The sequence below is a fragment of the Sphingopyxis sp. LARHCG72 genome (genome assembly GCF_052871675.1).
The window spans coordinates 294701-315193 of record NZ_JBIXJU010000001.1 but is presented as its reverse complement, the minus strand read 5'-3'; the positions used below and the strand labels follow the sequence as shown (position 1 = coordinate 315193).

The following is a 20493-nucleotide window of genomic DNA, read 5'->3' as shown; positions in this document are numbered from 1 at the left end:
GGCGCAAGATCGGGCGATGCCAACGCTAGTCCGGGCGCGACCGCAGCGTGTACCCCATGCCCTTGATCGTGTGCAGCATCGGCCAGTCGAAGCCGCGATCGACCTTTGCGCGCAACCGCGACATGTGCACCTCGACGCGGTTCGTCCCCGGATCGAAATCCAGCCGCCACACCGCGCGTAAAAGCGCGGCACGCGACAGCGGCCGATCCGGTACGCGCGCGAGATTGGCGAGCAGGTCGAACTCGCGAAGTGGCAGGCGGATCAGGCGCCCCGCGCGTTCGACGCGCCGGTCGATCAGGTCGATGCGCAGCTCGCCTTCGCCCAGCTGGCCGGCGGCGATACGACTGCGGCGAAGCAGGCTGGCGATGCGCGCCAACACCTCGGGAAGATTGTCGGTCCAGCCGACCGCATCGTCCGCGCCCGCGCCGAGCGCGATCATCCGGTCGTCAAGCGTTTCACGATCCGATACGACCAGCATCGGCCGCCGGCCCGCGATCGATCGCGCCACGCGGACAAACTCGAATGGCTCCTGCCAGTCGAGAAAGGGATTGACCAGAAGCAGGTCGAAACAGCTGTCGACCCATGTACGGAGCCCGTCGACATGGTGCGGCAGCAACTGCACCGAAAGGCCGGCGGCACCGATTGCGGCCATCAGCGCATCGGTTCGCACCGTCAGCGGATGGTAGACGGCGACCAGCAACTTCCTGTCGCCCATCCCGGCAATATCCGATGATGCCATCCGCATCCCCCGTCGTCGACGCAACATCTTGTCGCCCCGCCGCCCCACCGGCATTGCACCGCCTTTCGGCTGTGCTAGTCCATAGGCATGACCAGTATCGAAATGCTTGACGGCGACTTTGCCACCCTGCCCGACCTTGTCCGCGCCCATGCTGCGGAACGTCCCGATGCCGTAGCGGCTGCCGACCCGGCGCGGCGGCTGAGCTGGTCCGATCTGGATCAATTAACCGACCGAATCGCCGCACGACTCCAGCAGGACGGGTTCAAAAAAGGCGACCGCACCGCGATCGCCGGCCTCAACAGCGTCGAGCAGATGGCGGTGATCCTCGGCACGCTGCGCGCCGGAGGCGTCGCGGGGCTCGTCACCAACAGCGCGACGGGGGAGCAGATGGCAGCGATGATCGCCGACACTGGCGCGCGCCACCTGTTCCTCGACAGCGCGGCAAAGACGAGCCTCGAAGGCCATGCCATCGCCGCCAGCGACCTGATCGCAATGGACGGCAGCGACGCCGGCACGCCGCTCGATGCCTGGCTTTCGCCGGCGGACACGGAACCGGCTCCGGTCGAAATCCTGCCCGAAGACGGCTTCAACATCATCTATTCGTCGGGCACGACCGGCACACCGAAGGGCATCGTCCATAGCCATGCGATGCGCTGGCAGCATATCATCCGCGGCGCGCCCGCCTATGGCCCCGACGCGGTGACGATCCTGTCGACCCCGCTCTATTCGAACACCACGATGGCAAGCTTCATGCCGACGGTCGGGTCGGGCGGGCAGGTCGTGCTGATGAAGAAATTCGACGCGCACGGCTTTCTCGAACTCGCGGCGCGCGAGCGCGCGACGAACACGATGCTGGTCCCGGTACAGTACCGCCGCATCATGGCGCTCGACGATTTCGAAAGCTTCGACCTGTCGAGCTTCGTCGTCAAATATTGCACCTCGGCGCCCTTCCCGGCGGCGCTGAAAGCCGATGTCCTGCGGCGCTGGCCCGGCGGGCTCGTCGAAATTTACGGCATGACCGAGGGCGGGGCGGCCTTCATCCTCGAAGCGCATCAGTTCCCCGACAAGCTCCACACCGTCGGCAAACCCGCACCCGGGCATATCGCAAAGGTCATCGACGAAGATGGCAACGAATTGCCGCAAGGATCGGTGGGCGAAGTCGTCGGCCGGTCGCCGGCGATGATGACGGGGTACAACAACCGCCCCGACGCGACGAAGGCGATGCACTGGTACGACGCCGACGGAAATCTCTTCTATCGTCACGGCGATATCGGCCGCATCGACGAGGATGGTTTCCTGACGCTGATGGACCGCGCCAAGGACATGATCATTTCGGGCGGGTTCAACATTTTCCCGAGCGACCTCGAGGCTATTCTCATCGCCGACGAGCGCGTCGTCGAAGCCGCGGTGGTCGGGATGCCGAGCGAGGAATGGGGCGAAACGCCGGTCGCATTCGTCGTGCTCAAACCCGGCGCCGATGCCGAGGCGGTGCGCGCCGACTGCAATGCCAAGGTCGGCAAGACCCAGCGGCTGAGCGCGATCACCGTGGTCGACGAACTGCCGCGCAGCCCGATCGGCAAGGTGCTGAAGCGCGAGCTACGCGACGCCTACGCCAAGTAGCGATCGGCCGCAATCGACCGATTGCGGACGTTGCAAGGCAGTCAACTTGTGATAGCTCTTGAGGATGGATACCGAACGCTTTTCCGCGCTGGTCAAAGTATTTGAAGATGCGATGACAGCTGTATCTCAGCCGGACAATGATTTCTCTTGGTCCGGCTGGGAAGGCCGAAACGATGCGCTCGCGGAGATGGGGGCGGAACTGCGGGTAGGTTCGATGCCAGATAGATTGCAGATAGCTGTTTTATTCGCCCCAACCGGCCCGCTTCAAGAACTGAGTATGAGTAGTGGGTGGGCAAGAGCATTTCTCGAACTCGCGGATCGCTTTGATCGCGAGCTGATCCGATTAGATAGTTGATTAGAGGAACGTCTGCTTTCCACCCCAAAGCCGACACTGACCCCAGCCGCAAATTCGGTCAGGGCAACTCCGCCGCTATCGCCGCCAGCGCATTCTCCAGCCGCGCGTCGCCTTCGCCCTCGACCCACGCCCATTTGAGTTTGCGCCGGTCGAGTTCGCCGATCGCGACCTCCATGAACTGCATCCGCGCGAGCTCGCTGCCGAACAGGCGAGTGCCATCCTCTTCCCACGAAAGGTCCATCGCGGGGACGAGATAGAGGTCGGCGACCTCGTCCCACAGGTCGATCTCGGGCAGGCGGCGGCCGAGGAGCATGATCGCCCACGCCTGTGTCATCAGTGGATCGGTGTCGGAAACCAGCCAGTCGGGCCGTTGTGCGAGCGCGGCGCGCGTCGCGGCGCGGTGGCCGTCGAAGATCGCGAGCAGGTCGGCCTCGTCGAGATCGGTGCCGTTCGCCTCGGCATAGGTGCGGCCATATTCGGGCACGACAAGCCCGCCGAGCCGGAGCGCGATGCGCGGCGCCAGCGTCGACTTGCCGGTGCTTTCGGCACCGTGGAGACAGATATGCCGCGTCATAGCGCGGCCCTGCCCGTCGCGGCGGCGCGGCGCCACTGGATCAGCCCGTCGATCGAGAGGCCGAGCAGCACGACATAGACCGCGCTGGTCGCATAAAGGCCGCGCGACGCGAACAGCGGGATCGCAATCAGGTCGACGAGGATCCACAGGAACCAGCTTTCGACCCGGCGCCGCGCGAGCAGCCATTGCGCGGTGACGCTGAGCATCGCGATCGCACCGTCGATCCATGGCGCCGCGGCGTCGGTGTACCGATCCATCGCAAAGCTCCAGCACGCCCAGGCGGCGATCGTTGCCGCCGCCCAGCCGCGGCGCGCCCGATCGGTCATCCAGCGCACCGGAACCCCGCTATCGTCGCGCGCCCGTACCCACGCCGCCCAGCCATAGAGGTTGAGCACGAAGAAAAAGCCCTGGAGCAGCATGTCGCTGTAGAGCTTCGCTTCGAAGAAGACGAAGGCGTAGAGCGTCACCGCGACGAGCGCGAAGGGATAGTTCCACACGCTGCGCAGCGCGACGAGCGCGACATTGGTGAGCACGAACGCCGCGGCGATCCACTCGATATAGCTCATGCGCTGGCCCGCCCGCGCGGGCGCGTCCATAGGCCGTCGCGGCTGATCCGTCGCTGCGGCGGGCGGCGGAGCACCGACCAGCCGGCACGCGCGACCCAGCCGAGCTTCGCGCCCAAGGAACTCGACGCCCTGTGGTCCCACGCATGGTCGCCGCGTGCGCGCACCTCGCGCGCGATGTCACCATAGATGCCCGCGGCGGCGAGCACCGCCCAGCGGCTGCGCGGGGGCAGCTTGCGCGCGCCCCAGCGCGCCGACGCTTCATATTCCTCCGCCATTTCGGCGAGCCATTTCGCCATCACGGCGAGGCGCGGACGGAAGGCGGGGTGCATATGCTGCCCCGGCGGGATGTCGAGTTCGACCATCCATTCGACGGGCAGGTAACAGCGGTCGGCGGCGGCGTCCTCGGCGACGTCGCGTGCGATATTCGCGAGCTGGAAAGCGATGCCGAGATCGGAGGCGCGGTCGAGCGTCGTTTCGTCGGCGGGATCGATGCCCATGACGAGCGCCATCGCCACCCCGACCGCGCCCGCGACATGATAGGAATAGCACAGCAGGTCATCCTCGCTGCGCGGGCGCCAGTCCTTCGCGTCGAGTTCGAAACCCGCAATGATGTCGTCGATGATGAGGCGCGGGATCGCGACCTCGGTGAGCAGGAAGCCCAGCGCGTCGAACGCCATCTCGCCGGTCGGTTCGCCGGCAAAGGCCCTGTCGGTCTGCGCCCGGATATGCGCGACCGCGGCAACGGGATCATGACCCGGCTTCATCGCGCCGCCATGATCCTGCCCGTCGGTCAGATCGTCGGCGGCGCGGCACCATGCGTAAAGCAGCCAGACTCGCTCGCGCGTTTCGCGGTCGAAGAGCTGGCTCGCCAGTGCGAAGCTTTTCGATCCGCGCGCGATGCTGTCGTGCGCGAAACCGTGGAGGGCATGTGCGTCATAGGCCCCCGCCGCGATCATTACAGATTTTCGGCCTTCATCGCGAAAATCGTCTTGTGCGGCTCGTATGAGGCCATCTTGTCGAGCAGGTCGTCGAGCCCCGCATCGACGATCATGATCCCGGCGTGCGCGGGCCGGATGAAGCCGACCTCGACCATATGGCGGTTGAACGCGATCAGGTCGTTATAGAAGCCCGCGGCGTTGAGCAGCCCGACAGGCTTGGCATGATAGCCGAGCTGCGCCCAGCTGATCGCTTCCCACAATTCGTCCATCGTGCCGACGCCGCCGGGAATGGTCAGGAAACCGTCGGAGAGGTCGGTGAACATCTTCTTGCGCTCGTGCATGCCCGAAACGACGTGCAACTCGGTGCAGCCGCGGTGCGCGACTTCGGCGCCGACGAGCGCGTCGGGGATGATGCCGATCACCTCGCCGTCGGCTTCCAATGCGCTGTCGGCGACCGCGCCCATCAGCCCGAGGCGGCCGCCGCCATAGACGACGCCAATGCCGCGCGCGGCCAAGGTGCGGCCGACGTGGCGCGCGGTTTCGACATAGATCGGATCTTCGGGGGTCGCGGACCCGCAATAGACGGCAAGGCGTTTCATCATTTTTCCAACATCAGACTGGCGGTCGCCTTGGCACTGCCAACGACCCCCGGGATACCCGCGCCCGGATGCGTCCCCGCGCCGACGAAGTAAAGGTTGGAAATCACATCGTCGCGGTTGTGGGCGCGGAACCACGCGCTTTGCCAGAGGACAGGCTCGAGGCTGAACGCGCTGCCGAGATGCGCCGAAAGGTCGCGGCCGAAATCGGCGGGCGTATAATGGAAGCGGGTGACGAGATTGGCGCGGAGCCCCGGCGCGACGCGGCGCTCGACTTCCTCGATGATCGCATCGGCAAATTGCTGCCCGAAGGCACCGTCCCAGTCGGCTTGCGCCTTGCCGAGATGCGCGACAGGAGCGAGCGCATAGAAGGTCGAATGGCCGGGCGGCGCCATGCCGGGATCGGTGGCGCTGGGGTGGTGGAGATAGAGCGAGAAATCGCCCGGCACGACGCCGTTCCTGTAGATATCGTCGAGCAGCCCCCTGTAGCGCGGGCCGAACAGGATGCTGTGGTGCGCGATATCGGGATAAGTGCCCTTCACGCCGAAATGGACGACGAACAAAGAGGGCGACCAGCGCTTGCGCGACAGGCTCTGCGCGGCCTTCGCGCCCCTCGGATGGCCCGCCAGCAAGTCCCGATAGCTGTGCATCAGGTCGCCGTTGCACGCGACCATTTCGGCATCGCCGCACCAGCCGCTGCGCGTCGTCACGCCCGTGGCCCGGTCGGCCGTGGTCTCGATACGCGTCACCGGATCGTCGAACCGCAGCGTGCCCCCCAGCCGCTCGAACAACCGCACCATCCCCGACACCAGCGCATTGGTGCCGCCGCGCGCGAACCAGACGCCGCCCTGTTTTTCGATCGTGTGGATCAGCGCGTAGATCGCGCTCGTGGTCATCGGATTGCCTCCGACGAGCAGGGTGTGAAACGACAAGGCCTGCCGCAGCCGTTCGTCCTCCACATAGGAAGACACCATCGAATAGACGCTGCGCCACGCCTGATATTTCATCAGCGCCGGCGCCGCCCTGATCATCGACGCGAAGTCGAGAAAGGCGACCGCACCAAGCTTCACATAGCCCTGTTCATGGACGCCCTTCGAATAGGCGAGGAAACGGTCGTAGCCCTCCACATCGGCGGGGTGAAGCTTGACGATTTCGGCGCGGAGCAGGGCCTCGTCGTTCGAATAATCGAAGCTGGTGCCGTCGGGCCAGTCGAGGCGATAGAAGGGCATGACCGGCGCCAGGTCGACGTCCGTAGCCATGTCCTGTCCGGTCAGCGCCCACAATTCCTGCAGGCACGGCGGATCGGTGATGACGGTCGGCCCCGCGTCGAAGGTGAAACCGTCCTTCACCCAATGATAGGCGCGCCCGCCGGGCTTGTCGCGCGCCTCGACGATCGTCGTAGCGACCCCCGCCGACTGGAGCCGGATCGCGAGCGCAAGCCCGCCGAACCCTGCGCCGATGACGATGGCGCGGCGCGTCATCGCCAGTCGCGTTTCGCCAGCGCGGCGAGCGCGCGGCCGATCGGCACCGGGGGCTTGCCCGACAGGATGCGCAGCTTGTCGGCGGTGGTCGAGCGACCGGCATAGAAGCGCGCGATCAGGTGCGGCGACAGGCGGTAGAAGCGCTCGAAGATCCGATATCGCACATCGGGTTCGGCGGCGCGAAACAGCATCGCGCCGAGCATCCGGTAGAAACGCTGGCGCCGCCACGAGGTCCGGGCGCGGGCGCGCAGCACCTCGGCGAAATCGCTGCGGTCGACCAGCGACGGCAGCGCCGCGGCGGCGCGCACGGCGTCGGGCAATGAATAGCCGGTGGTGGCGTGAAACATCCCGGCGCGTGCGCCGATCCGCGCTGTGCGGTCGGATGCCGGCCACAGCCGGTCGAAATCGCCCGCGATCACTACCGGCAGAACGCCGTTTTCCTCACGCGTCGTGGCGGCGACGTCCCAGCCCTGCGCGGCAGCATAGGCCGCGATGCGTTCGCGAATGAGGGGGACATCGAGATCGGGGTGGTCGCTGTAATAGGTGTCCTCGACGAACAGGGTCTCGGCATCGAAGGGCAGCAGATAGACGAAGCGATAACCGTCCTGCTGCTCAACCGTCGCGTCCATCACGACCGGATGTTCGACGCCATGTCCGCCGGTCACGGTCAGCGCCTGCCCGACAAACTTCTGCCAGCCGCAGTCGAGCGTCGGAAACTTGCCCGCGCCGCGCGCATCGATGACGCGCTTTGCCGAAAGCCGCCCGCCGCGCGCCAGCAGCAGATGGTCGGGCGCGACGTGCTTCGCCTTGTCGACGATGACATGGCCTTCGGGCAGCGCCGCCGCGACCGCCTCGGCCAGCGCCTCGCCGGTGATGCTCTTGTAGCCCATCCGCATGGTGCGCTGATACGCGGGGAAGGTGACGTCGTAGCGCGGCCAGTGATAGCGCACGAGCGGCGCGACGAGCCAGCGATCCTTCTTCGCGATGTCGCTGTCGAAGAAGGACCAGACATGGTTGCCGCCGACAGGGCCGGGCTCGACCAGCCGGACGTCAAGGTCGGGCCGCTGTCGCGCCAGCGCGAGCGCCGCGAGGCCGCCGGCAAGCCCGCCGCCGACGATCGCGATATCGCATTTATCGATGCTTTGCCCCGCCATCCCCCTGCCCTAGCCCGCCTGCCGCCCCGGCGAAAGCCATTGCAACGCCGCGCCGAGCGACTAGCCTTGCGCCATGACCGGCTGGGCGATCCTGTTCTCCGCGCTCGCGATGACCGCGATTGTCGGCGTGCGTTACCTGATCACTAGCGGCGCCTTCGCCTTTGCAACGCGGCTGAAGCATCCCGGCCTCTATCGCGGGCTCGAACCCCAGATGAAGCGCGAGATCGGCTGGAGCCTTACGAGCGCCGCGATCTATGGCGTCCCGGCCGGCGTCGTCGCATGGGGGTGGCAGGCGCACGGCTGGACGCGCATCTATGTCGATATCGACGCGCTGCCGCTCTGGTATCTGCCGGTCAGCCTTTTCGCTTACCTCCTCCTCCACGACACATGGTTCTACTGGACGCACCGCTGGATGCACCGCCCACGCCTGTTCCGCCTCGCGCACGGCGTCCATCACGACAGCCGGCCGCCGACCGCCTGGGCGGCGATGAGTTTCCATCCGCTGGAAGCGGTCACCGGCGCGGTCGTCATCCCGGCGCTCGTCTTCGTCATCCCGATCCACGTCGCGGTCCTCGGCCTCGTGCTCGCGATCATGACCCTCATGGGCGTCGGCAATCATATGGGGTGGGAGATGTTCCCGCGCGCGCTGGTGCATGGACCCGCGGGGCGATGGCTGATAACCGCGACGCATCATGAACAGCATCATGCCGCTTACCGGGGGAATTATGGGCTCTATTTCCGCTTCTGGGACAAGGCGTGCGGTACCGATATCGGGCTTGGCGATTTTGCTGCTGCTCACCGCCGCCGCCAGCGCACCGCCGCCGACGGTTGAAGTCAGCGTCACCGGACTGCGCAGCACGAAGGGGCAGCTGCTGGTGTGCCTGACGACCAATCGCAAGGCCTTTCCCGATTGCAGCAAGGACAAGGGATCGGTGCGCATGGCGGTGAAGGCGGCCGATGCCGGCGATTTTTTGATCCACGCGCCCGCGACGGGCACCTATGCGATCGCGGTGGTCCACGACGAGAATAGCAACAACAAGATGGATACGGCGATCTTCCTGCCCAAGGAAGGCTTCGGCTTTTCGCGCAACCCGACGATCACCGTCGGCCCGCCGAGCTTCAAATCGGCGAGCTTTGTGGTCGCGGGCGAAATGCGCCAGTCGATCAGGATGAAATATATGCTCTGATCGCGGCTAGCCGCCCGCCATCGCGAAACAGGCCGCGCGCCGCGGTTCGGTAAGGGTTTTGGGCAGCGCGTCGAAGGCTTCGGGATTGAAAAGCACGACTTCGTCGTTCAGCTCCATATCCGCGGCTTCACCCGTGCCGCGATCGGCATAGTGACGTTTTTCAAGGCGCGTGCGGACCGCCTCGAGCCTGCGCTGTTCCGGGCTGGCGAGCTCGGCGCGGTCGGCGAGGATATTGACGATCGCATAGCATTGCGCGGCGTTCGGCGACGCGACCGGGGTCAGTGCCCGCGCTGTGCCGCCCGAAAGATCGATGCTGTCGAACAACGCGCGGCAGCGGCCGATGTCCTGCGCCATCGCGGCCGAACGCTGCGCCGCGCTGCGCTCCTGATCCTGCCACGACATGACTTCGAAATCGGCGTTGTAGATCGCGTTCACCCCCGCTTCGCTATAGCCATTCTCGACCATGATCGCCTCGGTCAGCCGCGCCGCGAGCATATCGGCTTTCGCGGTGGTCAGGCCCAGGCTGTCCTTGCGAAGGCCGCCACCGACGTCTTCCAGCACCTGGTCGGCGAGCGTCACGCAGCGCACCTCGCGGCGACGCGCCTCGGGCAAGGCCTCGAGCCAGCCCGGCGCCTGCATCGCATGGCCCGCGGTTTCGGCGTCCGTATCGGCCACCGCCGCCTCGGCGGCGTCGGCCGCCGGATCCTGCACCATGTCCGAATAGCTGCCCGCCAGCAGCATCGCTATCGCCCACCACATACGCGTCTCCCGCCCATGTCCTGCCCTGCGCGACCGGCGCGGAAGTTGGACAAAGGCGCAGGATTTGGCAAGCGCCATTGTCGCCATCGCGGCGCGCGGCTAAAGCAGCGCGTGTGACCGCGACCTCTTCCCGCATCGCCGCTTTCGCTGACCATTGGCCAAAGCTTCTTGCCCTGTTGCTGGGCGCTGTTTCGGCGACCGGCTTCGCGCCGCTTCACCTCTGGCCGCTGACCTTGCTCGCGCTTGGCGGGTGGATGGCGCTCGTGGCGCAGAGCCCGCGCGGCTGGCGCGCCTTCGGGCTCGGCTGGTCCTTCGGCGTCGGCCATTTCGTCGTCGGGCTGGGCTGGATCGCGACCGCTTTCACCTATCAGGCCGCGATGCCGGCATGGCTCGGGTGGATCGCTGTCGTGTTGCTGTCGCTCTATCTCGCGGTCTATCCCGCGCTCGCGGCGTGGGGTGCCTGGCTGGTCGGCCGGACTGCACAGCGCACCGCGCCCGCAACGACGCTCTCCTTCCTTCTCGCCTTTGCGGCGCTGTGGACGCTCACCGAATGGCTGCGGAGCTGGGTGTTCACCGGCTTTGCATGGAATCCGCTGGGGGTGATCGCAGTGCCCCATGTTGCGGCACCCGCGCGGTGGATCGGCACCTATGGTATGAGCGGCCTGATCGTCCTGCTTGCCGCCGTCCTCCTGCTGGCTTGGCTGCGTCGCCCCAGGGCCGCAGGCGGGCTGTTCGCCTCGGTGCTGCTGCTCTGGGGTGCGGCAACGCTGGTGCAGATGACGAGCAGCGCCGACGCCGCGGTCCGCTCGAAGGGCGCGCGCGGGGTCCCGATCACCGTCGTCCAGCCCAATGTCGGCCAGCAGGACAAGTGGGAAGGCAGCAAGGCCGACGCCAATTTCGCCAAGCTCGCGCGGCTGACCGCGCCGAAGGACGCCACCCCGCGTCTGATCCTGTGGCCCGAAGCGGCGGTGCCCGACTATCTCGAAACGGGTTATCCGCTCCCCTATTACGACCGCACACCCGCCGAAGCGCGCGCGCGGCTGGTCCGGCTGATGAACCCGCAGGACCTGATGCTGCTCGGCGCGCTCAAGCTCGAACTCGACAAGGCCGGCGACGTCGTGGGCGCGCGCAACGCGGTGATGACGGTGCACGCCGACGGCACGCTCGGCCCGCGCTACGACAAGGCGCACCTCGTCCCCTACGGCGAATATCTCCCGATGCGGCCGGTCCTGTCGGCGATCGGCCTGTCGCGGCTCGCCCCCGGAGACATCGATTTCTGGCCCGGCCCGGGTCCGCACACGCTCGACCTCGGCGCCTTCGGGCGAGCAGGACTGCAAATCTGTTACGAAATCATCTTTTCGGGACAGGTGGTCGACCGCGCCCATCGCCCCGATTTCATCTTCAACCCGTCGAACGACGCGTGGTTCGGCGCGTGGGGTCCGCCGCAGCATCTGGCGCAGGCACGGCTGCGCGCGATCGAGGAAGGCCTGCCCGTGGTGCGCGCGACGCCGACAGGGATCAGCGCGGTGATCGGCGCCGATGGCCGGCTGCTCGAGTCGCTGCCCATGCACACGGCCGGACGCATCGACACGGTGCTGCCGCCCGCCCATGCCCCCACCCTCTTCGCCCGGTTCGGCAATATGCTGCCCGTCGGGTTTGCGTTGCTGCTGTTAGCGCTGGCCATTGCCTTTCGTCGGCGCTGGCGTTAACAGCGCACCCACATAAAGCTTCCTTTATATCCGTTCACAGAAGGCTCTCCATGCGCAACAGCTTCCTCTTCACCTCCGAAAGCGTGTCCGAAGGACATCCCGACAAGGTGGCCGACCAGATCAGCGATTCGATCGTCGACCTGTTCCTGTCGAAGGATCCCGAAGCCCGCGTCGCATGTGAAACGCTCACCACGACCCAGCTCGTCGTCCTTGCCGGTGAAATCCGCTGCAAGGGCGTGTTCGAAAATGACGAATGGGCACCGGGCGCGCTCGAAGAGATCGAAGCCACCGTGCGCAACACGGTGCGCGAAATCGGTTACGAGCAGGACGGCTTCCACTGGGAAAGCTTCCGCTTCGAGAATAACCTCCACGCCCAGTCGGCGCACATTGCACAGGGCGTCGACGAAAGCGGCGACAAGGACGAAGGCGCCGGCGACCAGGGGATCATGTTCGGCTATGCGTCGGACGAGACCCCCGACCTGATGCCCGCGACGCTCGATTACAGCCACAAGATACTCGAGCGCATGGCCGCCGACCGCAAGGCGGGCACCGCCCCCTTCCTCGAGCCCGACACCAAGAGCCAGGTCACGCTGCGCTACGCCAATGAGCGCCCGGTCGAGGCGACCGCGATCGTTGTGTCGACGCAGCATGCACCGGGCTATTATTTCCACAATGGCGAAGGCGACGAAGCGAAATACACCGAGCTGCGCAAATATGTGCTTGGCGTGATCGCCGACGTGCTGCCCGCCGAGCTGCTCACCGCGAACACCGTCTATCACATCAACCCGACCGGGCGTTTCGAGATCGGCGGGCCCGACGGCGACGCCGGGGTGACCGGCCGCAAGATCATCGTCGACACCTATGGCGGCGCCAGCCCGCACGGCGGCGGCGCGTTCAGCGGCAAGGACCCGACGAAGGTCGACCGTTCGGCCGCATATATCACCCGCTATCTCGCCAAGAATATCGTCGCCGCGGGCCTCGCGCGCCGCTGCACGATCCAGCTCAGCTACGCGATCGGCGTCGCCGAACCGCTGTCGATCTATGTCGACCTGCACGGCACGGCGGCCGAGGGCGTCACCGAAGCGGCGATCGAACAGGCGATCCCGCAGCTCGTGCGCCTGACGCCCAAGGGCATCCGCACCCACCTCGGCCTCAACAAGCCGATCTACAAGCAGACCGCGGCCTATGGCCATTTCGGCCGCACCGCGACGGGCGAAGCCTTCCCGTGGGAACGCACCGACCTCGTCGACAAGCTGAAGGCCGCGATCGCCGCCTGAGGCGCCAACCCGCGCTTGCCAACATCGCCCCGATCTGACAGCCTCGGCTGCGGATCGGGGGGATGTCGCACATGGCAAGCCATTGGTTGAAGGTCCTTTTGGGGGCCATGGCAGCGATAATGGTTGCCGGCACGCCGGCGGCGGCGCAACAGCCGCTCCCGCTCAAGGCGGGCAAGGCGTGGAAACACAAGCATAGCGGTATCGGCGTCCCCGCGACGCTCGGCGGCGCGCCGCGCGACCGCGGCATGGCCTATGCCGCCGACGACCTCGACGTCGGCCTCTCCTATACGGTCGGTGATGCCGCCGAATCGCTCACCTTCTACATCTTTCGCAACACCAACGGCGCGGTGCCCGTGTGGTTTGCGCAGGCGCAATGGGGGATAGAGAACCGCAATACATTCGGGCGTCCGGCAATTGCCGTCGGGCCGCAAGCCTTCGTCCCGCCGGGGCAATCGAGCGCATCGGGGCTAAAAGTCGTCTATGAACCGAAGAGCGGCCCCTATCGCAGTTCGGGGGTGATGATGCTTCCGGTCGGGGGCTGGTATGTGAAGCTGCGCGCCTCGTCGCAGACCCGCTCGCCTGCCGAATTGGCGCAGTGGATGGACGCCGCGCTGGCCGAGGTTCAATGGCCGCGAAAAATCCCGGCGGCGCCCGAGGCGGCGCCGGTGACCGATTGCCCCGCCCCGCTCGCTTTTCCGGTAGCCGCAAAGGATGCCCCGAAAAACGGCGGCGCCGACCTGATGTCGGGCCTGCTCGGCATGGCGACGGCACAAAGCAAGGCCAAGGCCAAACCCACGCCCGAATCGACGAAAGCGCTCGCCGCGGTGCACTGGTGCCGCGATCCGGATATCGGCGGCAACGCGGCCCTCTATCGTCAGAACGCCGACACCGAAAATTACCTGCTTGCGATGGGGGACAATGGCAACGGCATCTGGGTCGGTCCCGATCCGGGTGCCAAGGTCATAGCGATGGCCGACAAGGAGGCTCCGGCGACGCCGCGCTATTCGATCACGCTCATCACGGCTGCGCAGAACGTCGGCTTCGTCGCGCAGGACCGGCTGCCGTCGCCGCAGCGGGTCATCGAGATCGTCAAGGCTAACCGCCGCGTCACCACCGTTCCGACATGGGGCAACAGCAAGTCGATCAGCGTCAACAGCGACGCGCTTTGACCACGCGCCTCCTTTACTACGTGCCGCCTTGCGGCGGCGGGGCCGCGGCGCTAACGCGCGCGGCATGACAGCGCACAAGCCCGGCGATCCGACGACGATCAACCGCCTCTATGGCCGCTCGAAGGGCAAGCCCCTGCGCGCGGGCCAGCAGGATCTCGTCGATACGCTACTGCCGCAGATCGCGGTACCGCTCGACGGCGAGGTCACCGCGACGCGCCTGTTTGGTTACGACCGCCCGCTGCATTTCGAAATCGGCTTTGGCGGCGGCGAGCATATGGCGGGGCGCGCCGACATGTTGCCCGATCATGGCTTCATCGGCGCCGAACCTTTCATCAACGGCGTCGCGCAGGCGCTCGTCCATGTCGCGGGCGATCATGGTGCGAGCCTTCCGCTCGGCAATGTCCGCATCCACCATGGCGACGCGCTGGAAGTGCTGCGGCGCATTCCCGACGGCGCGCTGAGCTTCGCCTATCTGCTCCACCCCGACCCCTGGCCCAAGGCGCGCCATGCGAAGCGGCGGATGATGAACGACGGCCCGCTCGACCTGATCGCGGCAAAGCTGAAACCCGGCGGCGAATTCCGCTTCGGCACCGACCACCCGATCTACCTCGCGCACGCGCTGATGGTGATGCGCCGCCACCGCCATCAGTTCGAATGGCTGGCAAAGGATGCACAGGATTTCCTCGTCCGCCCCGCCGGCTGGCCCGAAACGCGCTACGAAGCCAAGGCGCGCGCGCAGGGGCACGAGGTCTGGTATTTCCGCTACCGGCGGCGCTAGTCTGTTCCGGTCTCGCGCTTGGCGGCGCGCTGCTCTTTCCGCAGCCTGTTTTCGCGCATCGCCAGCTCTTCGTACCGGCAAAGCGGCACCGCGGCCTTCGCGGCCGGGCGATCGGAGGGCGTTTCGCGGCGGGGCGGTTTGCCGGACATGTCGGAGCTCATCCTGACACACACACGGCGCACAAACAAATGGGGCGGCCTCTTTGCGAGTGCCGCCCCAGTTTGGTGGATCCGTCGGGGAGAGGGAGAGGACGGTCCGGAGATTGGTGTCAGTCTGTCTTAGCGCGACGCCATCTGGCTGTCGGTTTCGACTTCGGCGACGCCGGCGATCTTCAGCGCGGCGCGGAACTGCTTGGCAGCGGCGCGTTCGTTGCCGGCTTCGCACAGCTTCTTGCCGGTCGAAACGAAGCGCTTGGCGCTCGACTGCTTGCCGGCTTCGGCGCCGTTGGCGGCGACATGAGCCTGTTCGGCGAGGCCGGCGCAGCGATAGTCGCTACCCGACTGGGCATAAGCGGGGCTCGCCGTCGCGATGAGGCCGGTGAAGGCGAGCGCCGAGGCGGCGACGATGGCAAAAGCGGCAGGAAAACGGCGATAAGAGGAGAGCTGATAGGCCATGGGAGAGAGTTCCTTTCGTTTCTTTGTGCAACCTTTTTAGGCGCGGTTGCGCAGATAGATAATCCTCTATAATCTGCAAGTGCTTTGAAGCAGGATTTAACAATCCCTCATGGGGCGCTCGACGGGATCGAAGCCTTCCTGCGTGTCGCGGAAAGGCGGAGCTTTTCCGCCGCCGCCGCCGACCTCGGCGTCTCGCCCTCGGCGATCAGCCAGACCGTCAAAGCCCTCGAAGCGCGCGTCGGCGCGCCGCTGTTCATGCGTACGACGCGCAGCGTCGGCCTGACGCAGGCGGGCGAAATGTTCCTCGAACGCGCGGCGCCCGCCTACACCGGGCTGGCCGATGCCTATGAAGCGGCGCGCAACCTCGGCAACCGCCCCGCCGGCCGGCTTCGCATCAACCTGATGCGCGGCGCGGTCCAGCCGCTGTTCGAACCGATCATCGCCGGCTTTTGCGAAACCTATCCCGACATCGAGCTCGAGATTTACGCCGACGACGCGCTCGCCGACCTCAGCGCCGGCGGATTCGACGCCGGGGTGCGGATGGGCGAATCGCTCGACGCCGACGTCATCGCGGTGCGGCTGACCGGCCCCTTCCGTTTCGTCGTCGCCGCCGCGCCTTCCTATCTCGACAAATATGGCCGCCCCGAAACGCCCGAGGATTTGCGCGATCATCGCTGCATCCGCTTTCGCCTCGCCACCGGCGCGCTGATGCCGTGGACCTTCGAGCGGGGAAATCGCGAGTTCGACGTCGGCGTCACCGGGCCGGTGATCGTCAACGACTGGATCGCAGCGTTCGTCGCGATGCGGGCGGGCGTTGCCCTCAGCATGATGGCCGAACCGATGGCCAAGACGATGGTCGAGACGGGCGAGCTCGAACTGGTGCTGACCGACTATGCCGCCGCAACGTCGGGCCTCTTCCTCTATTATCCCGGCCGCAAGCAGGTGATGCCCAAGCTGCGCGCCTTCATCGATTATGTGCGCGAATATCTACCCGACGAAATCACCGGTTGATGGCGGTTCGATCAGGCGCAGAAACAAATCCCTTTGCCGCGCGCAGAAAAATTGGGCTGGCGCAGCACCGTGAATCCCGGCAGCAGGTTGTCAATCAAAAGACTTGGGATGAATTATGATCGATTTTGCGGCTATCGACTTTGCGTCCCTGCTGCCCTTCATCGTCATCGGTTTCGCGGCGCAGCTGGTCGACGGCGCGCTCGGCATGGCGTTCGGCGTTATCTGTAACACCTTGCTCGTCGCGGTGCTCGGCGTCCCGCCCGCGACCGCGTCGTCGCGTATCCACGTCGTCGAAGTCTTTACCACCGCGGCATCGGGGCTGAGCCACCTGTTTCACCGGAACATCGACTGGCCGCTCTTCTTCCGGCTGCTCATCCCCGGCGTGATCGGCGGCGTCCTCGGCGCCACCGTCCTCGCGTCGCTGCACGCCGAAGCCGTCAAACCCTTCGTCCTCGCCTATCTGGTCCTCATCGGCATCTGGCTGCTCGTGCGCGGGCTGCTTTACCCGCCGAAGATCCGCAAGCCGACGGTCATAGCACCGCTCGGGCTGGTCGGCGGCTTCCTCGACGCCGCCGGCGGCGGCGGCTGGGGCCCGGTCGTCACCTCGAACCTGCTCGTCCAGGGCGGCGAACCGCGCAAGGTCGTCGGCACCGTCAACAGCGTCGAATTCTTTCTGGCGATCGCAGTCTCGGCGACCTTCATCTGGCATCTCGGCCTCGACGATGTGCTTGGCCCGACGCTCGGCCTGATCATCGGCGGCGTCGCAGCAGCCCCGCTCGGCGCGATGATGGCGAAACGTTTCTCGCCGAAGGTCATGCTCGTCATGGTCGGCATCGTGCTGATCGCCACCAGCGCCTTCGGCCTGTATCGCGCGCTGACCTGAATCTTTCAGGCTGGCGCCGGAGGCTCCTAATTCGCCGGCCGGGTCTCGTCGATCTTGTCGACCCATTCGGGATAGAAGCTCGGCTCGCGCGCCGACCAGCCGGGCGCGGTCGCGGCGGCTTCGCTGATCGACTGGAGCAGCACCCGGCGCTTGTCGGGGTGCAGGTGAGGGAGCGACGCCGCGGCACAGAAGGCGCCGGGCAGCCACGGCCGCGCATGTGCGCCGAGCAGCCGTTCGTAGAGGAAGCGATAGGGCGCGAACGCATGCAGCCGGTCCTGCCCGAGGTCGAAGGCCGACACCGCGATCAGCGGCGCCATGAAATGTTCGAGCGCGTCGAGGCCGCTGTCGTCGGGGATGTGCGCGCGTACGTCGACGAGCCGCTGATAGACGCGCGCCTGGACGCGGATCGCGGTTTCCTCGACCATGTCGCGCGACCAGCGCGCGATCGCATCGTCGCGCTCGAGCCCGATGTCGAGCGAGCGGCGGATATAGCGCTGCGTCGCCGCAGGGAAGCTCGCGAATTCCTTGATTTCCGATATCGACAGGTCGCCTGCTGCCGGTCCCGAACGCGTCGCCATGGTCATGCTCCCGCACGGCGCCCGGGGAGCCATCCCCCCGGAGGCCTGCATCAAACAGTCTGCCACCAAAATGGTTAGTGGCGGGTTAACCATGTCGTCGGCGATTGTTCAGCAAGCGGTGGGGCGTTGCGCGGCGCCGCGACGGAGCCTAATCAGCGTGTCTTGAATCTGTAAGACACACGAGAGCCACCATGTCGCATTCACCGCAGCCGGTCATTTCCGCAACCGGCCTCTTCACCCCCGCCGAACGCATCTCCAACGAAGAACTTGTCGCGAGTTTTAACGCGTATGTTGCGCTGCACAATAGTAAAAATGCAGCGGCGATCGCGGCGGGAGAAATCGCAGAACTGACTGAATCGAGTGTCGAATTCATCGAGAAGGCGAGCGGCATCGGATCGCGGTTCGTCGTCGACAAGGCGGGCATTCTCGACCCCGAACATATGGCGCCACGCATCGCCGAGCGGAGCAACGACGAACTGTCGATCCTTGCCGAAATCGGCGTTCTGGCCGCAAAGGAGGCGCTTTCCCGCGCCGGCCGCGAGGCGGGCGACGTCGACGCCGTGCTGTGCGCCGCGTCGAATATGCAGCGCCCCTATCCCGCGATGGCGGTCGAAATCCAGGACGCGCTCGGCATCGACGGCTTCGGTTTCGACATGAACGTCGCCTGCTCGTCAGCGACCTTCGGCATCCAGACCGCCGCCGACTATATCCGCGCGGGCCACGCGAAGAGCGTGCTCGTCGTGAACCCCGAAATCTGTTCGGGGCACCTCAACTGGCGCGACCGCGACAGCCATTTCATCTTCGGCGACGTCGCCACCGCGATCCTCGTCGAGGACAAGGCCATCGCGCCGGCGGGGCATTGGGATATTCTCGGCACGAAGCTCAAGACGCAGTTCAGCAACAACATCCGCAACAATTTCGGTTTCCTCAACCGCGGCCACGGCGGGATCGACCAGTCGGGACCGAAGAGCGACAAGCTTTTCGTCCAGGAAGGCCGCAAGGTGTTCAAGGAAGTCGTGCCGATGGTCGCGAACATGATCGTCGAGCAGATGGAGCTGTTGGGGCTCGAAGGCGGCGACATGCGCCGGCTGTGGCTGCATCAGGCGAACACCAATATGAACCGCCTGATCGCGCAGCGCGTGCTGGGGCACGAGGCGAGCGAGGACGAAAGTCCGACGGTGCTCGACACCTATGGCAATACGTCGAGCGCGGGTTCGATCATCGCCTTCCACCTCAACCATGAGGATATGGCGGCGGGCGACACCGGCCTCATCTGTTCGTTTGGCGCGGGCTATTCGGCGGGGACGGTGTTCGTTCGCAAGACGTGAGATTTTAGCCGTCGCCCCTGCGGACGCAGGGGCCGCTGGAAGCCTTGCGCCATGCCGACTGCGGCCCTGCTTTCGCAGGGACGACGCTCAGGGCACGAACGTCGTGAACAGGTAGATCGCGAACAGCATCAGGTGGATCACACCCTGCAGCACCGTCGTGCGCCCGTTCGCGAGCGTCTGAACCGAGACGATCAGCGACAGGAAGAGCAGCACGGTCGACTTGGCGTCGAGGCCGAGGCTGATCGGCAGGTCGGTCATGATCGACAGGATCGCGACCGCCGGAATGGTGAGGCCGATGGTCGCAAGCGCCGAGCCGAGCGCTAGGTTGAGGCTGGTCTGCAGGCGGTCGGCCTTCGCCGCGCGCACGGCGGCCAAACCTTCGGGCGCGAGGATCAGCGCGGCGATCAACACGCCGAGCACTGCGGGCGGCGCGCCCCAGTCGGCGAGCAGCGCCCCCATGATCGGCGACAGATTCTTCGCGAGCAGGACGACCGCGACGAGGCTTGCGAGCAGCAGTGCGCCCGAAATCGCGGTGCGCTGGATGCTTGGCGGTGCGGCGTGCGCGTCGGGTTCGTCCTGCGCATCACCATCGGGAAGGAAATAGTCGCGGTGCCGCACCGTCTGCACCAGCGCAAAGGTCGCGTAGAGGATCAGCGACACCACGGCGACGAAACCGAGCTGCGTCGCCGAATAGAAGGGACCCGGGATGCTCGACGTAAAATTGGGAAGAACCAGCGTCACCACCGTGAGCACCGTCAACGTCGCGAGCGCGGCGCCGATCCCGGTACGCTGGAAGCGTTGCTCGTGGTGCCGGATCGCCCCGCTCAGCAAGCATAGCCCCATCAGCAGGTTCAGGATCACCATCACCGCCGCGAACACCGTATCGCGCGCCAGCGACTGCGCCTTTTCGGGCTCGGCCTGCATCAGCGTCAGGATCAGCCCGACCTCGATCACCGTGACCGCGAGCGCGAGGATCAGCGTGCCGAACGGCTCACCGACGCGGTGCGCGATCACCTCGGCATGGTGGACCGCGGCGACGACCGCGCCCGCAAGGATGAAAGCGACCAGCCAGGCATTGAGCGGCATCGCGAGGCTCGCCATCGCGGCGAGGAAGCCGAGGATCGGAAAGAGATCGTTGGTGCGGTCGGCGAGGCGGAGTTTGGAGGTCATGCGCTTC

The 20493-nt window shown here is 66.1% G+C and carries 23 protein-coding genes; 11 read left to right on the top strand and 12 right to left on the bottom strand.

The features are described from left to right. Nucleotides 1-25: 25 nt before the first annotated feature. Nucleotides 26-739: a response regulator transcription factor gene (locus tag ACIPPQ_RS01570; RefSeq protein WP_446542456.1), complete on the bottom strand. Its 714-nt coding sequence runs from the start codon at nucleotides 737-739 to the stop codon at nucleotides 26-28. An 87-nt stretch (nucleotides 740-826) separates the two neighbouring features. Between ACIPPQ_RS01570 and ACIPPQ_RS01565 the strand changes: the two genes are divergently transcribed. Together ACIPPQ_RS01565 and ACIPPQ_RS01560 are read left to right on the top strand one after the other, a co-directional pair. Beyond that, nucleotides 827-2359: a class I adenylate-forming enzyme family protein gene (locus tag ACIPPQ_RS01565; protein WP_446542455.1), complete on the top strand. Its 1533-nt coding sequence runs from the start codon at nucleotides 827-829 to the stop codon at nucleotides 2357-2359. A gap of 64 nt (nucleotides 2360-2423) precedes the next feature. After that, nucleotides 2424-2714 (top strand): hypothetical protein, encoded by a 291-nt coding sequence (locus ACIPPQ_RS01560; RefSeq protein WP_446542454.1) that lies wholly within the window; start codon nucleotides 2424-2426, stop codon nucleotides 2712-2714. A 58-nt stretch (nucleotides 2715-2772) separates the two neighbouring features. Here the strand turns inward: ACIPPQ_RS01560 and ACIPPQ_RS01555 are convergent, their stop codons facing one another. The 6 genes from ACIPPQ_RS01555 to crtY are packed head-to-tail and all read right to left on the bottom strand — an operon-like array spanning nucleotide 2773 to nucleotide 8023. Further along, a complete protein-coding gene (locus ACIPPQ_RS01555) occupies nucleotides 2773-3288 on the bottom strand; it encodes an AAA family ATPase (RefSeq protein ID WP_446542453.1) in 516 nt (171 codons plus the stop codon). Then, on the bottom strand, nucleotides 3285-3854 hold the full coding sequence (pnuC, locus tag ACIPPQ_RS01550) for a nicotinamide riboside transporter PnuC (RefSeq protein ID WP_446542452.1): 570 nt from the start codon (nucleotides 3852-3854) through the stop codon (nucleotides 3285-3287). Before pnuC ends, ACIPPQ_RS01555 begins: the two co-directional genes overlap by 4 nt. Beyond that, nucleotides 3851-4810 carry a phytoene/squalene synthase family protein gene (locus ACIPPQ_RS01545; RefSeq protein ID WP_446542451.1) on the bottom strand — a complete coding sequence of 320 codons (960 nt, stop codon included), beginning with the start codon at nucleotides 4808-4810 and terminating at the stop codon, nucleotides 3851-3853. The genes pnuC and ACIPPQ_RS01545 overlap by 4 nt, the downstream gene beginning before the upstream one ends. After that, nucleotides 4810-5391 (bottom strand): LOG family protein, encoded by a 582-nt coding sequence (locus ACIPPQ_RS01540; protein WP_446542450.1) that lies wholly within the window; start codon nucleotides 5389-5391, stop codon nucleotides 4810-4812. Before ACIPPQ_RS01540 ends, ACIPPQ_RS01545 begins: the two co-directional genes overlap by 1 nt. After that, nucleotides 5391-6869 carry a phytoene desaturase gene (locus ACIPPQ_RS01535; protein ID WP_446542449.1) on the bottom strand — a complete coding sequence of 493 codons (1479 nt, stop codon included), beginning with the start codon at nucleotides 6867-6869 and terminating at the stop codon, nucleotides 5391-5393. The genes ACIPPQ_RS01540 and ACIPPQ_RS01535 overlap by 1 nt, the downstream gene beginning before the upstream one ends. Continuing rightward, the gene (crtY, locus tag ACIPPQ_RS01530) at nucleotides 6866-8023 is read right to left on the bottom strand and encodes a lycopene beta-cyclase CrtY (protein ID WP_446542448.1); all 1158 of its coding nucleotides are present in this window, start codon (nucleotides 8021-8023) and stop codon (nucleotides 6866-6868) included. The genes ACIPPQ_RS01535 and crtY overlap by 4 nt, the downstream gene beginning before the upstream one ends. A 73-nt stretch (nucleotides 8024-8096) precedes the next feature. Between crtY and ACIPPQ_RS01525 the strand changes: the two genes are divergently transcribed. Further along, entirely contained in the window at nucleotides 8097-8855 is a 759-nt protein-coding gene (locus tag ACIPPQ_RS01525; RefSeq protein WP_446542447.1) for a sterol desaturase family protein, read from the top strand. Continuing rightward, the gene (locus ACIPPQ_RS01520; protein ID WP_446542446.1) at nucleotides 8800-9210 is read left to right on the top strand and encodes a DUF2141 domain-containing protein; all 411 of its coding nucleotides are present in this window, start codon (nucleotides 8800-8802) and stop codon (nucleotides 9208-9210) included. Before ACIPPQ_RS01525 ends, ACIPPQ_RS01520 begins: the two co-directional genes overlap by 56 nt. Nucleotides 9211-9216: 6 nt before the next feature. On the opposite strand, the gene ACIPPQ_RS01515 is transcribed toward ACIPPQ_RS01520, so the two are convergent. Then, on the bottom strand, nucleotides 9217-9969 hold the full coding sequence (locus ACIPPQ_RS01515) for a hypothetical protein (RefSeq protein ID WP_446542445.1): 753 nt from the start codon (nucleotides 9967-9969) through the stop codon (nucleotides 9217-9219). 113 nt (nucleotides 9970-10082) lie between these two features. Between ACIPPQ_RS01515 and lnt the strand changes: the two genes are divergently transcribed. The 4 genes from lnt (at nucleotide 10083) to trmB (ending at nucleotide 14902) form a co-directional block, all read left to right on the top strand. After that, on the top strand, nucleotides 10083-11678 hold the full coding sequence (lnt, locus tag ACIPPQ_RS01510) for an apolipoprotein N-acyltransferase (protein WP_446542444.1): 1596 nt from the start codon (nucleotides 10083-10085) through the stop codon (nucleotides 11676-11678). A 50-nt stretch (nucleotides 11679-11728) separates the two neighbouring features. Continuing rightward, on the top strand, nucleotides 11729-12955 hold the full coding sequence (metK, locus tag ACIPPQ_RS01505; RefSeq protein WP_446542443.1) for a methionine adenosyltransferase: 1227 nt from the start codon (nucleotides 11729-11731) through the stop codon (nucleotides 12953-12955). A gap of 119 nt (nucleotides 12956-13074) precedes the next feature. Then, the gene (locus ACIPPQ_RS01500) at nucleotides 13075-14124 is read left to right on the top strand and encodes a hypothetical protein (RefSeq protein WP_446542442.1); all 1050 of its coding nucleotides are present in this window, start codon (nucleotides 13075-13077) and stop codon (nucleotides 14122-14124) included. A 64-nt stretch (nucleotides 14125-14188) separates the two neighbouring features. After that, nucleotides 14189-14902 carry a tRNA (guanine(46)-N(7))-methyltransferase TrmB gene (gene trmB / locus ACIPPQ_RS01495; protein ID WP_327451777.1) on the top strand — a complete coding sequence of 238 codons (714 nt, stop codon included), beginning with the start codon at nucleotides 14189-14191 and terminating at the stop codon, nucleotides 14900-14902. Here the strand turns inward: trmB and ACIPPQ_RS01490 are convergent. Next, nucleotides 14899-15051 (bottom strand): hypothetical protein, encoded by a 153-nt coding sequence (locus ACIPPQ_RS01490; protein WP_446542441.1) that lies wholly within the window; start codon nucleotides 15049-15051, stop codon nucleotides 14899-14901. The two genes, trmB and ACIPPQ_RS01490, sit on opposite strands and share 4 nt — an antisense overlap. 129 nt (nucleotides 15052-15180) lie before the next feature. Then, nucleotides 15181-15516: a hypothetical protein gene (locus tag ACIPPQ_RS01485; RefSeq protein WP_446542440.1), complete on the bottom strand. Its 336-nt coding sequence runs from the start codon at nucleotides 15514-15516 to the stop codon at nucleotides 15181-15183. Between the two features lie 84 nt (nucleotides 15517-15600). Between ACIPPQ_RS01485 and ACIPPQ_RS01480 the strand changes: the two genes are divergently transcribed. Beyond that, complete coding sequence (locus ACIPPQ_RS01480; RefSeq protein WP_446542439.1) at nucleotides 15601-16527, top strand: LysR family transcriptional regulator; 927 nt, start codon at nucleotides 15601-15603, stop codon at nucleotides 16525-16527. Between the two features lie 115 nt (nucleotides 16528-16642). Next, the gene (locus ACIPPQ_RS01475; protein ID WP_446542438.1) at nucleotides 16643-17410 is read left to right on the top strand and encodes a sulfite exporter TauE/SafE family protein; all 768 of its coding nucleotides are present in this window, start codon (nucleotides 16643-16645) and stop codon (nucleotides 17408-17410) included. 26 nt (nucleotides 17411-17436) lie between these two features. Here the strand turns inward: ACIPPQ_RS01475 and ACIPPQ_RS01470 are convergent, their stop codons facing one another. Next, nucleotides 17437-17988, bottom strand: a complete 552-nt coding sequence (locus ACIPPQ_RS01470) for a hypothetical protein (RefSeq protein WP_446542437.1) — start codon at nucleotides 17986-17988, stop codon at nucleotides 17437-17439. A gap of 191 nt (nucleotides 17989-18179) precedes the next feature. Between ACIPPQ_RS01470 and ACIPPQ_RS01465 the strand changes: the two genes are divergently transcribed. Beyond that, the gene (locus ACIPPQ_RS01465) at nucleotides 18180-19316 is read left to right on the top strand and encodes a beta-ketoacyl-ACP synthase III (protein ID WP_446542436.1); all 1137 of its coding nucleotides are present in this window, start codon (nucleotides 18180-18182) and stop codon (nucleotides 19314-19316) included. Between the two features lie 87 nt (nucleotides 19317-19403). Here ACIPPQ_RS01465 and ACIPPQ_RS01460 read toward each other — a convergent pair whose 3' ends face one another. Beyond that, nucleotides 19404-20486, bottom strand: a complete 1083-nt coding sequence (locus ACIPPQ_RS01460) for a calcium:proton antiporter (RefSeq protein ID WP_446542435.1) — start codon at nucleotides 20484-20486, stop codon at nucleotides 19404-19406. Between the last annotated feature and the right edge of the window lie 7 nt (nucleotides 20487-20493).